At 64.2% G+C, this 15299-nt stretch carries 11 protein-coding genes and 1 tRNA gene; 4 read left to right on the forward strand and 8 right to left on the reverse strand.

Translation table 11 applies throughout. The features are described 5' to 3' along the window. Nucleotides 1-128 precede the first annotated feature (128 nt). The 7 genes from rpmE to argS all read right to left on the reverse strand — a co-directional run bounded on the left by rpmE (nt 129) and on the right by argS (nt 9681). Nucleotides 129-365, reverse strand: coding sequence for a 50S ribosomal protein L31 (rpmE, locus tag QRN54_RS32225; RefSeq protein WP_003941310.1), 237 nt, complete (start codon nt 363-365; stop codon nt 129-131). Nucleotides 366-590: 225 nt separating this feature from the next. Further along, nucleotides 591-2729 carry a transcription termination factor Rho gene (gene rho, locus QRN54_RS32230; protein WP_042923185.1) on the reverse strand — a complete coding sequence of 713 codons (2139 nt, stop codon included), beginning with the start codon at nt 2727-2729 and terminating at the stop codon, nt 591-593. Between the two features lie 503 nt (nt 2730-3232). Further along, nucleotides 3233-4177 carry a homoserine kinase gene (thrB, locus tag QRN54_RS32235; protein ID WP_007726194.1) on the reverse strand — a complete coding sequence of 315 codons (945 nt, stop codon included), beginning with the start codon at nt 4175-4177 and terminating at the stop codon, nt 3233-3235. A gap of 44 nt (nt 4178-4221) precedes the next feature. Next, nucleotides 4222-5304, reverse strand: coding sequence for a threonine synthase (gene thrC / locus QRN54_RS32240; RefSeq protein WP_285183978.1), 1083 nt, complete (start codon nt 5302-5304; stop codon nt 4222-4224). Further along, nucleotides 5301-6614: a homoserine dehydrogenase gene (locus QRN54_RS32245; protein ID WP_007726192.1), complete on the reverse strand. Its 1314-nt coding sequence runs from the start codon at nt 6612-6614 to the stop codon at nt 5301-5303. Before QRN54_RS32245 ends, thrC begins: the two co-directional genes overlap by 4 nt. Continuing rightward, entirely contained in the window at nt 6611-8032 is a 1422-nt protein-coding gene (gene lysA / locus QRN54_RS32250; protein WP_285183979.1) for a diaminopimelate decarboxylase, read from the reverse strand. The genes QRN54_RS32245 and lysA overlap by 4 nt, the downstream gene beginning before the upstream one ends. Beyond that, complete coding sequence (argS, locus tag QRN54_RS32255; protein ID WP_003941360.1) at nt 8029-9681, reverse strand: arginine--tRNA ligase; 1653 nt, start codon at nt 9679-9681, stop codon at nt 8029-8031. Before argS ends, lysA begins: the two co-directional genes overlap by 4 nt. 216 nt (nt 9682-9897) lie before the next feature. Between argS and QRN54_RS32260 the strand changes: the two genes are divergently transcribed. Both QRN54_RS32260 and QRN54_RS32265 read left to right on the forward strand, forming a co-directional pair. Beyond that, nucleotides 9898-10725 (forward strand): thioredoxin-like domain-containing protein, encoded by an 828-nt coding sequence (locus tag QRN54_RS32260; protein ID WP_003941378.1) that lies wholly within the window; start codon nt 9898-9900, stop codon nt 10723-10725. Continuing rightward, nucleotides 10718-11437: a DUF305 domain-containing protein gene (locus QRN54_RS32265; RefSeq protein WP_030537330.1), complete on the forward strand. Its 720-nt coding sequence runs from the start codon at nt 10718-10720 to the stop codon at nt 11435-11437. The genes QRN54_RS32260 and QRN54_RS32265 overlap by 8 nt, the downstream gene beginning before the upstream one ends. A gap of 55 nt (nt 11438-11492) precedes the next feature. Here QRN54_RS32265 and QRN54_RS32270 read toward each other — a convergent pair whose 3' ends face one another. Continuing rightward, nucleotides 11493-13862, reverse strand: a complete 2370-nt coding sequence (locus QRN54_RS32270; RefSeq protein WP_285183980.1) for a phosphoketolase family protein — start codon at nt 13860-13862, stop codon at nt 11493-11495. A gap of 243 nt (nt 13863-14105) precedes the next feature. Between QRN54_RS32270 and QRN54_RS32275 the strand changes: the two genes are divergently transcribed. Then, nucleotides 14106-14181 (forward strand) — tRNA-Arg (locus tag QRN54_RS32275). Between the two features lie 89 nt (nt 14182-14270). Then, nucleotides 14271-15197 (forward strand): LysR substrate-binding domain-containing protein, encoded by a 927-nt coding sequence (locus QRN54_RS32280; RefSeq protein WP_042445544.1) that lies wholly within the window; start codon nt 14271-14273, stop codon nt 15195-15197. Nucleotides 15198-15299: the final 102 nt, after the last annotated feature.

The raw sequence follows: 15299 nt of genomic DNA on the forward strand, positions 1-15299 counted from the left end.
TTTCGATTCCTACGGTGCGCGCTTGAAGGTATTTCGACGCCGGGACCCGGGAAACGCGCAAACCGAGTGCAGGCACAAAAAAGCCGACGCCCGATCTGCGCATGGCAGATCGGGCGTCGGCGGAACAGCTAGGACTCGGTGGCCGGGACCTTGCTGTCTGCGCGCTTGCCGTAGCGAGCCTCGAAGCGAGCGACGCGTCCACCGGTGTCGAGAATCTTCTGCTTGCCCGTGTAGAACGGGTGGCACTGCGAGCAAACCTCGACGTTGATGCGTCCGGACTCCTTGGTGCTGTGGGTCTCGAACGTGTTACCGCAACCGCAGACGACGGTGGTCGCTACGTAGGTTGGGTGGATTCCTGCCTTCATGGTGTCCCTTTCAATGGTCGCCGGGTCGACGTCGCCAATCGACATCGTGAACCGGAACCGGACTCGGCCGTTCAGTATGCCAGATGCGGTACCTCACCGGATAATCCGCGTCTCGCACGCCTCGGGGTGGCTGTACGAAGTTGTCAACGCACTGCCCCTCGGTTTTGTTCCGCCCACGCAAAAGGCCCACAACCAGCTGGTTGTGGGCCTTTGACGTCGAGTCGATCAGTCGTCGATCGCACCCGGTGCGGTCTTGGAGACCTGCATCAGGAACTCGAGGTTGTTCTTGCTCTTCTTCAGTCGATCGATCAGCAGATCGATGGCCTGATGCGAGTCCAGACCGGACAGGACGCGGCGGAGCTTGTGCAGCACTGCAGCTTCGTCCGGGCTCAGGAGCAACTCGTCCTTACGCGTGCTGGACGGGTTGACGTCCACGGCCGGGAACACGCGGCGTTCGGCGATCTTGCGATCGAGCTTGAGCTCGGCGTTGCCGGTGCCCTTGAACTCTTCGAAGATCACGGTGTCGCCGGTGGATCCGGTCTCGACCATTGCGGTAGCGATGATGGTGAGCGATCCACCGTTCTCGATGTTGCGGGCAGCACCGAGGAAACGCTTCGGCGGGTAGAGCGCCGTCGAGTCGACACCACCGGAGAGGATGCGTCCCGACGCCGGCGAGGAGTTGTTGTACGCACGACCCAGACGCGTGATGGAGTCGAGCAGTACGACGACGTCCTTACCCATCTCGACCAGGCGCTTCGCACGCTCGATTGCCAGCTCGGCAACTGCGGTGTGATCTCCCGGCGGGCGGTCGAAGGTGGAGGAAATGACCTCACCCTTCACGCTGCGCTGCATGTCGGTCACTTCCTCGGGACGCTCGTCCACGAGGATGACCATCAGGTAGCACTCAGGATTGTTGGTGGCGACGGCATTCGCGATCGCCTGCAACACGCTGGTCTTACCTGCCTTGGGCGGGCTCACGATGAGGGCGCGCTGGCCCTTACCGATGGGCATCACCAGGTCGATGACACGCGTGGTGAGAATGTGCTGCTCGGTCTCGAGGCGCAGACGCTGGTTCGGGTACAGCGGCGTGAGCTTGTTGAACTCGGGGCGCTTCTTCGCGGCCTCGACGTCGCCGCCGTTGACCGTGTCGATGCGAACCAGCGGGTTGAACTTCTGGCGCTGGCTGCCCTGCTCACCGTCACGCGAGACGCGGACGGCACCGGTGATGGCGTCGCCACGGCGAAGGCCGTTCTTGCGGATCAGGTTCATGGAGACGTAGACGTCGTTGGGACCGGCGAGGTACCCGGACGTACGCACGAAGGCGTAATTGTCGAGGACGTCGAGGATGCCGGCGACCGGCTGAAGGACGTCGTCCTCACGAATCTCGGTCTCGCGTGAATCGTTGGGTGCGCCACCCTCACCGCGGTCACGACCACGGCCACGGCGCTCGCGGAAACGGCGTCCGCGGCGTCCGCGTCCACCCTCTTCGTCGTCGTCCGGCCCGTTGTTGCGGTTGTCCGTGCGAGGACCGGCGTTGTTCTGGCCGGCGTTGTTCTGATTGCCGCGGTCCTGGCGGTCCTGGCGATCCTGGCGATCCTGGTTGCCCCGGTTGCCCTGGTTCTCGCGCTGGCCCTGGTTGTCGCGCTGGCCCTGGTTGTCGCGGTTGCGCTCGCGGCGGGGACGCTCGTTGCCCTGCTCGGCGGGAGCCTGATCAGCGTCGGACTTGCCCTCGGTGCGCGCAGGACGCTCGGCCGGAGCCTCGGCCTTGGCGGTCTCGGCGACCTTCGAAGAATCGGCGGCCTTCGCGGTGTCCGCGTCGGACTTCGCCGAAGGCGCTTCCTGCTCGATGCTCAGTTCGCCCTGGTCGGGTGAACCTGCACGACGAGCGGCGCCACGACGCTGACGTCCGCGACGGGGTGCGCTCTGATCGGAATCCTCGGCGGATTCCGTACGCGCAGGCGCGGCCTCGGCAGGAGCCGACTCGGCTGCCGGAGCTGTTTCGGCTGCGGGGGTTTCGGTGCGTGCGGCGCGAGTGCTCTTGGCACGAGTGCGCGCAACGGGTGCGTCGTCGAGAGTGAGTTCACTCTGTGCGGGTGCAGCCTTCGCGCTGCCGCCCTGGCGCTCCTTGATGGCTGCGATCAGGTCACCCTTGCGCATGCCGGAAGTGCCTTTGATGCCCAGTTCACCCGCAAGAGTGCGGAGTTCGGTGAGCACCATGCCGGAGAGTCCGGCACCACGGCGCGTTTCGGCACGCTTCGTGGAGGTCGCCACCGCACCGTTCGATGCTGAAGATGACGCCTGAGAATTGTCGCCTGATTCCGACCCGGCGGGTGCAGAAGTGGCGATGAGGTCCGTATCGGTCACGGAGGTCCTTTCCTTCCCTCACTCGCACTGCGCAAAGTCGAGGGTTCGTCCCGCAGTTCGATTGAATACCGAACTCGGTGGTGCCGTACGTGGTTGCTGTCCAGAACTGCCGGCTTGTCCGCCGTCACATGATTGTCGGAAACTCTCGCCTCAAACTTTTCATGCGCTCGCGAACCTGCCCAACGCGCCTTCGTCGACGATTCACTCCCCCGTGTGTTGAACCCCAGAGTGATGGAACCTCTGAGTGTTCGATCCGCGGAGGATTCAAACCTTCGGAGAAGGTACAAGCGTGAGGATCATGCCTGCGAGAATCATGCCAAGGACTGTGGACCCCGATTGGGAAGGAGTTTTGCCCCCTGGTGATGCACCGGCGACTGACGCGCACGATGTACGGACATAGCCCAGGATAGCGCCCAAACCTGAGTCCGGCAAGAATTTGGACGACTGGGTGTGTCAGTTCACTACCGATCGGTAGTGGGCGATCACCTGGACCAAGGCAGGGATCAGACCGTCGTCGTGGATACTTCGACGCCGTCGGCGATGTCCAATTCGAGCACACGTAGTCCGTCTGCCCGCGCCGCTTCCGCGAGTTCGACGGGGAAAGGTTCTGTGCTGAGCGCCAACACGGTGGGGCCGGCTCCCGAAACGGTCGCAGCGATACCCGCCTCGCGCAGGATCCCGATCCATCGCGTCGTGAGCGGAAGCGCGGGCGCGCGCTGCGCCTGATGCAGGCGATCCTCGGTGGCCGCCATCAACAGATCGGGCCGAGCAGTGAGCGCAACGACGGCGAGCGCGCTGCGGCTCGCGTTGAACGAGGCATCCTGGTGCGGAACCAATTCGGGCAGGAGCCCGCGAGTGTGTGCGGTGGACGACCGCTCCTCGGGAACCAGTGCCACAGCACGGATGTCGGGATGGACGTCGAGTTTGGCCGCGGAGTAGATCGGCTCGTCGCCTTCGACTGCCGGTGGGCAACTCCACGAGACGACTGCGCCACCGAGAACACTGGCAGACGCGTTGTCCGGGTGACCTTCGAACTCGGACGAGAGTTGAACCAACTGCTCTTCCGTCAAGCCGATCTCGGCATCGAGAGCGCGCGCCAGACCGTTGGCTGCTGCCAATCCACCGACAGCCGCGGAAGCCGAGGATCCCAACCCGCGCGAATGTGGAATCGCGTTGCGGCACAACACGTCCAGGCCACTGGCCCACACTCCGGCCGCCTCGAGACCACGCTCGATGGCGCGGACCACGAGATGCGAAGGACCCCAGGGCACGTCGGCAGCGCCTTCACCTTCGACGCGAATCTGAAGGCCTGAATCCGTTGTGGTGACCACGATTTCGTCGTACAACCCCAACGCCAGACCGAGGGTGTCGAACCCCGGCCCCAAGTTCGCACTCGAGGCCGGGACGCGAGCAGTCACCGAAAGGCCGATAGGCAGGGTTATAGTCATGTCAGACACCGGATTCCGCGGAGTGGTCGATGAATCCACGGACACTATGCAAGCTCGAGGGCAGCCGCGACGGCAACGGGATCGACACCGATCGGCTCGACGTTCGGCATACCCTTCAAAGCCGAGTCAGGATCCTTGAGACCGTTACCGGTCACCGTGCACACGACGGTCAGGCCCGGCTCGAGCCAGCCCTCTGCACGTGCGGCGAGCAGGCCGGCGACGCTGGCTGCCGACGCCGGTTCGACGAAGACGCCCTCGGTGGCGGCGATCAGACGGTAAGCCTCGAGGATCTTCTCGTCGGTGGCGGCACGGAATGCACCGTTCGACTCTTCCTTCGCGGCGACAGCGCCGTTCCAGGACGCGGGAGAACCGATTCGGATTGCGGTGGCGATGGTTTCGGGATCCTTGACGGGTGCACCGTTGACCAGCGGAGCCGCTCCGGCTGCCTGGACGCCGAGCATGCGGGGCTTGACCGTGGTCAGACCGTCCGCGTAGTACTCGGAGTATCCGCGCCAGTACGCGGTGATGTTACCGGCGTTTCCGACCGGGAGTGCGTGCACGTCGGGAGCCTTGCCGAGGACGTCCATGATCTCGAATGCCGCGGTCTTCTGGCCTTCGATGCGCACCGGGTTGACCGAGTTGACGAGACCGATGGTGGGGAATTCGGCCGTGGTCTTGCGTGCCAGCTCGAGGCAGTCGTCGAAGTTGCCCTGGACCTGAATGATCTTGGCGCCGTGCATGACTGCCTGCGCAAGCTTGCCCATGGCGATCTTGCCCTGCGGGATGAGCACGGCGCAGGTCATGCCGGCCTTGGCTGCATACGCAGCGGCCGAGGCGGAGGTGTTGCCGGTGGACGCGCACAGAACTGCGCGCTGGCCACGGGCCAAGGCGTCGGTGACGGCCATCGTCATGCCGCGGTCCTTGAAGGAACCGGTGGGGTTGAGGCCCTCGACCTTGAGGTAGACGTCGCAGCCGGTGATCTCGGAGAGGTGGCCGGCCGGCAGGAGCGGGGTGCCGCCTTCGCGCAGGGTGACGGTCTTCCAGTTGTCACCGATCGCGAGACGGTCCCGGTATGCCTCGATGAGACCCGGCCATGCCTTGTGGACGGGGTTGACGATGCCGGTCATTGTTCAGTGCCTTCCAGTCGCAGCACGCTGGTCACAGCGGTGACGAATTCGAGTTCGTTGAGGGCCGCCACGGTCTCGGAGAGAGCCGCGTCGGTTGCTACATGAGTGACGACCACCAGACGCGCGCCGGCGCCGGCGCCCTCCTGGCGGACGACGGAGATGCTCACGCCGTGCTTGGCGAACTCGGCGGCGACTGCGGACAGCACACCTTCCTTGTCCGCGACCTCCATGTTCACGTAGTAGCGCGTGAGGATGTCGCCCATCGGGGCGACCTTGAGCTTGGCGTACTTGGACTCGCGGGGGCCGCGGCCGCCGTGAACCTTGTTGCGCGCAGCCATCACCAGGTCACCCATCACCGCGGAAGCGGTGGGGGCGCCGCCTGCGCCCTGGCCGTAGAACATGAGCCGGCCGGCGTTCTCTGCTTCCACGACAACGGCGTTGAACGCGCCGTTGACCGAGGCCAGCGGATGGCTGAGCGGAACCAGCGCCGGGTACACGCGAGCGGAAATCCGCTCCTTGCCCTTGGGCGTGACGATGCGCTCGCAGATCGAGAGCAACTTGATCGTGCAGTCGAGTGCCTTCGCCGACGCCAGGTCGGCGGAGGTGATCGTGGAGATTCCTTCGCGGTACACGTCCGCGGCAGTGACGCGGGTGTGGAACGCGATCGACGCGAGGATCGCTGCCTTCGCCGCGGCGTCGTAGCCTTCGACGTCCGCGGTCGGGTCGGCTTCCGCGTATCCGAGGCGTCCGGCTTCGGCGAGGGTCTCTTCGTAGTCGGCGCCGGTCTCGTCCATCGCGGAGAGGATGAAGTTGGTGGTGCCGTTCACGATTCCGGCGACCTTGTTGACACGGTCTCCGGCCAACGACTGTGTGAGCGGGCGGATCACGGGGATCGCACCGGCAACAGCGGCCTCGAAGTACAGGTCGACAGAGTTGGCCTCTGCAGCCTCCGCCAATTCACCGGTGTGGTCCGCGAGCAGCGCCTTGTTGGCGGTCACGACCGACTTACCGGAGTTGAGGGAAGAGAGAATCAGCTTGCGAGGGAGCTCGATTCCGCCGATCACCTCGACCACGATGTCGACGTCGTCACGACCGACCAGGGACTCGGCGTCCGTCGTCTGCAGTTCCTCGGGAATTCCGCGGTCCGAGCCGATACGGCGGACGGCAACCCCCCGCAGTTCCAACGGGGCGCCGACGCGAGCTTCGAGTTCCTCGGCCTGCTCACGAATGATCCGGACGACCTCGCTCCCGACGTTGCCGAGGCCGAGAACGGCCACACCGATAGCGCGATGCGCCGATTCGCTCGTCACTGCGATACCTCCAAGCTGAGCAGATCTTCCACTGTTTCCCTCCGCAGAATCACGCGTGAGACTCCGTCACGCACCGCCACCACGGCTGGGCGGGTGAGCAGGTTGTACCTGCTCGACATCGAATAGCAGTATGCACCGGTCGCTGCTACCGCTAGTAAATCACCGGGCCCGACGTCCTCGGGCATCCAGGTGTCCCGAATGACCACGTCACCGGACTCGCAGTGCTTACCGACGATACGTGCAACGACGGGATCAGCCTCGGAAGTTCGCGAAACCAACTTGGCTTCGTACTCCGCACCGTAGAGGGACGTGCGGATGTTGTCGCTCATCCCGCCGTCGACGCTGATGTAGCGGCGTGTCAGCGAGCTACCCACCGTGACGTCCTTGATGGTGCCGACCTCGTAGAGCGTCACCGTGCCAGGTCCGGCGATGGCGCGGCCGGGTTCGACGGCAAGCGTCGGCTCCGGCAATCCGGCCAGTGCTGACTCGTTGCGCACGATGTGGCCGAGCTTTGCTGCCAGTTCGTCGACGGGCGGCGGGTCGTCGGAGGGGATGTACGAGATCCCCATGCCGCCGCCGAGGTCGATGATCGAAATCTGCTTGGTCTTCTCGACTCCGAACTCGGTGACGACGTCGCGGAGCAAACCGATCACGCGGTGCGCTGCCACCTCGAAACCGTCGACGTCGAAGATCTGCGAACCGATGTGGCTGTGCAGGCCGACCAGGCGCAAGTTGTCGGCAGCGAAGACGCGACGGACCGCGTCGATTGCCGCTCCCCCGGCCAGCGAGAAACCGAACTTCTGGTCCTCGTGTGCGGTGGAGATGAATTCATGGGTATGCGCTTCGACGCCGACGGTCAGTCGGATCAACACGTCCTGAACGACACCGGCCTCACCGGCGACACGATCGAGTCGGTCGATCTCGATCGACGAGTCGAGCACGACGTGTCCGACGCCCGCGGCGACACCGGCGGCCAGTTCGGCGACTGACTTGTTGTTGCCGTGCATGGCAATTCGCTCGGCCGGGAAGTCCGCGTGCAACGCGATCGCCAGTTCGCCGCCGGAGCAGACGTCGAGCGAGAGGCCTTCGTCGGCGACCCAGCGTGCGATCTCGCCACAGAGGAATGCCTTGGATGCGTAGTGCACCTTGGCATCCGGGCCGAAGGCGCGGGCCATGTCACGGCAGCGCGAGCGGAAGTCGTCCTCGTCGATGACGAACAACGGAGTGCCGTACTTCTCGGCAAGTTCACCGACCTTGACACCCGCGAGGGTCACTTCACCGTCGTCGCCGCGAGAAGCGTTGCGCGGCCACACCTGCGGTGAGAGTTCGCCGAAGGCATCGGGGCTGGTCGGACGGTCGGGCAAGCCGGGGGCCTGCAACTGCTCGGCGTGCTTGGGGCCGGCGGGGTGCGCGTTCACATTTGCTCCGGTGCGGTGACGCCGAGCAGTTCGAGACCGTTGGCCAGGACCTGTCGGGTGGCGGCGCAGAGAGCCAGACGCGCGCGGTGCACGTCGGTGGCGTCTTCGTCGCCTTGCGGAAGGATGCGGCACGCGCCGTAGAAGCGGTGGTACGCACCCGCGAGTTCTTCGAGGTAGCGGGCAATACGGTGCGGCTCACGCAGATTCGCCGCGCTCGACACGACGCGTGGGTACTCGCCGATCGTGCGGATGAGGTCACCCTCCTGCTCGACGGTGAGCAGGGCGAGGTTGCTCGCGTCGGCGGACAGACCGAGGTCTGCGGCGTTGCGAGCGATCGCCGAGAGGCGTGCGTGCGCGTACTGCACGTAGTAGACGGGGTTCTCGCTGCTGGTCTTGGTCCACAGGTCGAGGTCGATGTCGATGCTCGAGTCGACCGACGAGCGGATCATGACGTAACGCGAGGCGTCGACGCCGATTGCCTCGACCAGGTCGTCGAGGGTGATGACGGTGCCGGCGCGCTTGCTCATCTTGACGGCAGTGCCGTCCTTGACGAGGTTGACCATCTGGCCGATCAGCACCTCGACGGTGTCCGGATCGTCGCCGAATGCGGCAGCGGCAGCCTTGAGACGGCCGATGTAACCGTGATGGTCGGCGCCGAGCATGTAGATACAGAGGTCGAACCCACGTGCGCGCTTGTTCTGGAAGTAGGCGATGTCACCGGCGATGTAGGCGGCGTTGCCATCGCTCTTGATGACGACGCGGTCCTTGTCGTCGCCGTAGTCGGTGCTCTTGAGCCACCACGCACCGTCTTCGTGGAAGAGGTTGCCCGAACCCTTGAGGGATTCGACGGCCTTCTCGACCGCACCGGATTCGAAGAGCGAGTTCTCGTGGAAGTAGACGTCGAAGTCGACGCCGAAGTCGTGCAGGGTCTGCTTGATGTGCGTGAACATCAATTCGACGCCGATGGCGCGGAAGGTTTCCTGCTGCTCGTCGGCAGGCAGATCCATGACGTCGGGACGCTGCTTCAGAACCGAGGCGGCGATGTCGGCGATGTATGCACCGGCGTAACCGTCTTCGGGAGCAGGTTCACCCTTCGCTGCAGCGATCAGCGAACGCGAGAAGCGGTCGATCTGGGCACCGTGATCGTTGAAGTAGTACTCACGTGTTACCAAACCACCCTGCGCGGACAGAATGCGTCCGAGCGCGTCTCCGACTGCGGCCCAACGGGTTCCACCGAGGTGAATCGGTCCGGTGGGGTTGGCGGAGACGAATTCGAGGTTGATCTTCTTGCCGGCGAGGGAGTCACCCGAGCCGTACGACGCACCGGCTTCGAGAACCGACACGACGATCGCGCCCTGGGCGTCCTTGTCCAACCGAATGTTGAGGAAGCCGGGCCCGGCGATCTCGGCGGATTCGATTCCGTCGGCAGCGGTGAGGGCTTCGGCGATCCAGCCCGCCAGCTCGCGGGGATTCGTGCCGACCTTCTTGGCTACCTGCATGGCAATGTTGGTGGCGTAATCGCCGTGCTCGGGGTTGCGTGGTCGCTCGACGGTGAGGGTTTCGGGTAGCACGGATACGTCGAGGCCACGATCGGCAAGGACGCTCGCTGCGGTTCCGCGGAGCAGTTCGGCAAGGTCAGCTGGAGTCACAGGTATTCATCCTATTGCCTGCACACCGGAAGTGGAGACTCGCCTCACGCCTCGCTCTCCGTGAACGTGCGCGGGGCCGCTGTGGCGTGTCGCACGCCACTCTCAAAGTTTGCCCTCAGACTCGGAAAGTACAGTGGTAATGCCCGAGCTACCACCGCGTACCTTCATGCGCGGGCGCGCCACACCTCAAGCCCACACACCGAAAGAGCCCAATCGATGCCAAGCGGTTCCGATAGTCGCGGTCCCAACAAGAACTCCGGGGCCAAATCAGCCAAGGCCATCAAGGCCGCCAACAAGAACAGTCGGCCGGCCAAGAAGGGCAAGGGCGGCGTCCCCGCTCCCCGCCAGATCCCCTGGCTGTCGATCGGCGCCGGTGTGGCTGTGCTCGCACTCATCGCCGTGCTCGGTATCAATCTGTGGCCCAAGGTCGAGGAGCGGCAGGCCCTCGAGCCGTACAAGTACAGCTCGGAGAACAAGGATCCGTCGGACAAGATCGACGGCGTCCTCAAGATCGAGTACCCGGCCGGCCAGCACGTCGATTCCACTCAGCGCGTGGCGTACGACCAGACCCCGCCGTTCGGTGGCCCACACGACGCCACCTGGGCTAACTGCACCGGAACCGTGTACGCCGACCCGATTCGCACCGAGAACGCCGTCCACTCGCTCGAGCACGGCGCCATCTGGATCACGTACAACCCCGATCTCGTCGACCAGGACCAGATCGACAGTCTCGCCGGACGCGTGAACGGCAAGTCCTACATGCTGATGTCGCCGTACCCCGGTCAGAGCAGCCCCATTTCTCTGCAGTCGTGGGGCCATCGCCTCGAGATCGACAAGGCCGACGACGATCGCATCGATCAGTTCATCACTGCGCTGAACCAGAACCCGAACGTCTACCCCGAGGTCGGCGCGAGCTGCACCAACCCGCTGTTCACTCCGTCGACGTCGCCGTTCGATCCGACACCTCCGGGCGCCGACGCCATCCAGATGGACGGCACGGGCGCTACCCCGGCCACCGACGAACAGATTCCCGCCGGTGGATAGTTCGACGAACACCGATCAGTCTTCGAAGCCGAGTCAGCGCACCGCACTGCTGATCATCGGTCTGATCGGCGCGATCGCCGTCGGTTTTGCGCTCGGCGCACTGACCAACCTCCTCGGACCCGATGCGAAGTCGTCACTGACCGTTCCGGCTTCGGATTCGGTGGACGTGGGCTTCGCGCAGGACATGAGCGTGCATCACAGCCAGGCCGTCGACATGGCGTCCATCGCCCTGACGAAGTCCACGGACAACGACGTACGCACGCTCGCGTTCGACATCTTGACCACGCAGCAGAACCAGCTCGGTCAGATGCAGGCGTGGCTGACCATGTGGGATCAGCCGCTGTCCAAGGTGGGCCCGTACATGGAGTGGATGTCGTCGGATTCGGGCTCCGGCCATGGATCGCACGGGACTTCGGCCACGATGGACATGAGTCATTCCGGGCCGGTCGACACGATGCCCGGCATGGCGTCCCCCGAGGACCTTGCGGCTCTCCGCGCAGCGGAAGGTCTGCAACTCGACACCTTGTTCCTGCAGCTGATGCTTCGTCACCACGAAGGTGGGCTTCCGATGATGGAGTACGCAGCAGCCGACGCCACCGAGGGGCCGGTGCGCAGCCTGGCGCAGACGATGGTCAACACGCAGCAGAGCGAGTCCAAGCTGATGACCGACATGTTGGCAGCTCGCGGCGCAGTGCCACTGCCCATGAACTGAGCAGAACTGAACTGAGCCGAAATTGTTCAGACCCAACTGGGCCTGGTCCTGAATTTCAGGACCAGGTCCAGTTTTCTACTTCCGGCATGTCTTCGAGGTGCTCGACGATGTAACGCGAGTGCTTTTCGAGCTGTGTGCGGCAGAACTCCGCCAACTCGGACGCCCCGGCCGGCCGACGCTTGGAGCGTCGTAGCGCCTCGATCACCAGGTGGTAGCGGCTCATCTTGTTGAGGACGACCATGTCGAACGGTGTTGTGGTTGTTCCCTGTTCACTGAATCCGCGAACGTGGAAGCGCTCGGGACTCGGACGCCCGTGAATCAGTTCGTGCACGGCACGCGAGTATCCGTGGAATGCGAACACGACGTCGGTCTGCGCGGAGAACAGATCGAGGAAGACCCGCTCCCCGAATCCGTGGGGATGCTCGGTTGGCGTCAGCAAGGCCATCAGATCGACGACGTTGACGACGCGGGTGATCAGTTCGGGTGTGTGATCGCGCAGCAACTGTGCAGCAGCCAGGATCTCCTGCGTCGGCACATCTCCCGCGGCGGCCAGGACCACGTCCGGTTCCTGTCCGCGAGCCTCGGTTCCGGCCCATTCCCAGACCGAAGCGCCCGCCGCGCAGTGCTCGTGCGCTTGCTCGAGCGTGAGGTATTGCAGGTGCGGTTGCTTGTCAACGACTATCAGGTTGACGTGGTCGGTACTACGCAGGCAGTGATCCGAGATCGAGAGCAACGTGTTGGAATCCGGCGGCAGCCACACGCGGATCACACTGGGCGCCAAGGGAATAACGGCGTCGATCATGCCGGGGCCCTGATGACTGAATCCGTTGTGATCGTTGCGCCAGCACGTACTGGTCAACAGCACGTTGAGCGAAGCAACAGACGCCCGCCACGGCAGGTCGACGGCATGTTGGAGCCACTTGGCGTGCTGGATGAGCATCGACACGCTCACCATCGCAAATGCTTCGTAGCTCGCGAACATCCCGTGTCGGCCCGACAGCAGATAGCCCTCGAGCCATCCCTCGCAGAGGTGCTCGCTGAGGACCTCCATGACACGACCGTCCGCGGACAGCCCGTCGTCGTAGTCGGTGATCGGCAGTTGCCAGCAGCGATCGGTTGTCTCGAATACGGCGCCGAGGCGATTGCTCGACGTCTCGTCCGGACAGAAGAGTCGGAAGATCCCGCCGCTGTCCTCGGTTTCCGTGGCGGCGTAGATGTCGCGCAGAAGCTCGCCGAGAACTCGCGTCGTCTCGTGGAAGGTCGAACCCGGGGATTGGATGGGAAGCGCATACTTTTCGAGCGGCGGCATCGGGAGATCGACGCGAAGTCGTCCACCGTTCGCGTAGGGAGTGCTCCCCATGCGCTTGTCCCCCGTCGGCGACAGCGCCGCCAGTTCCGCGACGAGTGATCCGTTGGCGTCGAACAACTCGTCCGGACGGTACGACCGCATCCACTCTTCGAGTTGCCGCAGATGTGATTCGTTGCTTCGCACGCCGGACAACGGCACCTGGTGCGCACGATGTGTGCCCTCGACCAAGATTCCGTCGACGGTGTGTGGACCGGTCCATCCTTTCGGCGTCCGCAACACGATTGCCGGCCACGAACCCGCCCACTCCTCTCCGCAGCGTGCGGCACCCTGCATCTCGCGGATCTTCTCGTGCGCCTGCGAGATCGCTTGATACAGCTGAGGAAACACCGCGTCGGGGTCGTCACCGGAGACGACGATCGGCGCCCACCCCTGTCCACCAAGATAGGCCTGGATGTCTTCGTCGCTGCTGCGTCCGTAGACCGTCGGCCCGGCGATCTTGGCACCGTTCACGTGCAGGATCGGCAGCACCGCGCCGTCGCGTCGTGGATTCAGGAACACCGGGAGCTTCCACGAACCGGACAACGGCCCGGTCTCCGCTTCGCCGTCGCCGATCACACAGGCCACCACGAGGTTCGGATGATCGAAGGCAGCGCCGGCCGCATGGGCAAGGGCGTAGCCGAGCTCGCCGCCTTCGTGGATGCTTCCGGGTGTCTGCACACTCACATGGCTGGGCACTCCGCCGGGAGCGGAGAATCGCCGACACATCCGGTGGATGCCCTCGGCGTCGTCCGAGACTTCAGGATAGATCTCCGAGTACGTTCCCTCGAGATACGTCGACGCGACCAGCGCCGGACCGCCGTGCCCGGGACCGGTCACGTACAGCCAGTCTGCGCCGGTGGCGACGATGTGCCGATTGAGGAGCGTGTAGATCATCGACAAGCCGGGGCTGGTCCCCCAGTGCCCGAGCAGTCGGGGCTTGATGTGCTCGGCACGCAACGGTTCCCGCAGAAGCGTGTTGTCCTTCAGATAGATCTGCGCGGCGGTCAGATAGTTGGCCGCTGCCCACCACTTCAGGTCGAGCGCGAGCTGGTCTTCGGAATAGTGGTGATCGGTCATCAACGACTCCCGTACCTCACGAGGGTGCCCGAGCAGTCCGCCCGAGCCTGTGCTCAGAGCCGAGCCTAGGCGTAAAAAGCATCCGAGTCAGTCGGTACAGATGATTCGACGACCATGGTCCCCGGCCGCATCCTCGACTACCTCCCGCGACGACGCCATGCCGAGGCGGGTGCCGGTTTGGTCTTGTCCCCCCGTGATGCGCTACGCTAACGCAGCCCAATCGGCACACCGAGTATTCGGTGCGCCCCCGTAGCTCAGGGGATAGAGCGTTCGCCTCCGGAGCGAAAGGTCGCAGGTTCGAATCCTGCCGGGGGCACCACGAAGACGCAGGTCAGCGATTGATCGTCGACCTCTTCACGGTGCCACACCAAAATATTCAGGGCAATCTACCCGACTACTGTCGATCTCATGCCTCGCATCGATCCTGCTCCCACGTACACGATGCGTCAGCTTGCCGCGTTTGTCGCGGTAGCCGAGACCGGAACGATCAGTGCCGCGGCCGAGCGCCTGCACCTCTCTCCTTCCGCCCTGTCCGCGGCGCTCACCGAACTCGAACGCGCGCTCAAAGTTCAACTGTGCGTTCGCCGTCGCTCATTCGGCATTCAACTCACCCGCACCGGTGAAGCGGTTCTGGTGCGCGCCCGGGCGCTACTTCAGCAAGCCGGGGAACTCGAATCCGATGCGCTCGGAACCGGCGGAAGCGTGTCGGGGCCCATAGCGATCGGCTGTTATCCCGCTCTGGGGCCGACGGTGTTGCCGTCGATGATCGCCGGGTTCACCCGTGAGAATCCTGACGCGCAGGTGGAGTTCCGCGAGGACACTCAGAATCGGCTCCAGACACATCTCGAGAACGGCGAGTTGGACCTCGCGATCGCTTACGACCTGGACCTGTCTCCACAATTGCGCACAGTTCCGTTGGCCATCCGCGAACCCTTGATCGTCCTGGGTGCAGAACACCCACTCGCGCGGTCCGAGCGACCGATCCATCTTCCGGACCTCGCGGAACACCCGATGGTTCTCCTCGACGCGCCGCCGAGCACCAAACACGCGCTCGACGTCTGTCGCGCAGGCGGATTCGCCCCGAAGGTTGCCTACAGAACTGCGAACTTCGAGACGGCGAGGGCATTTGTCGGCCGTGGCCTCGGCTGGACGCTGCTACTCCAGCGGCCCAAGATCGACGTCACGTACGAGGGGCTCGAGGTGGTCGTCAAGACCATCGCTTCCCCCGCCGTGCCGTCGGTGCACGTAGTTCTCGCTTGGCACCAGAACACTCGCCTCAGCCGCGTCGCACGCGCTTTCATAGAATTCGTTTCACCCTCAGAACCTGCCCAATAGTCCCGCTACCAGGCAGCGGAGCTGGTTCCACGTATTTTCCGTGCAAGAACCTCCAATTCTTTCGCTTTTCAATTGTTGTGGCGCACGTCATTGTTTCTTCAA

The sequence above is a fragment of the Rhodococcus sp. MEB032 genome, from assembly GCF_030208925.1.
Lineage (GTDB): Bacteria > Actinomycetota > Actinomycetes > Mycobacteriales > Mycobacteriaceae > Rhodococcus_F > Rhodococcus_F qingshengii.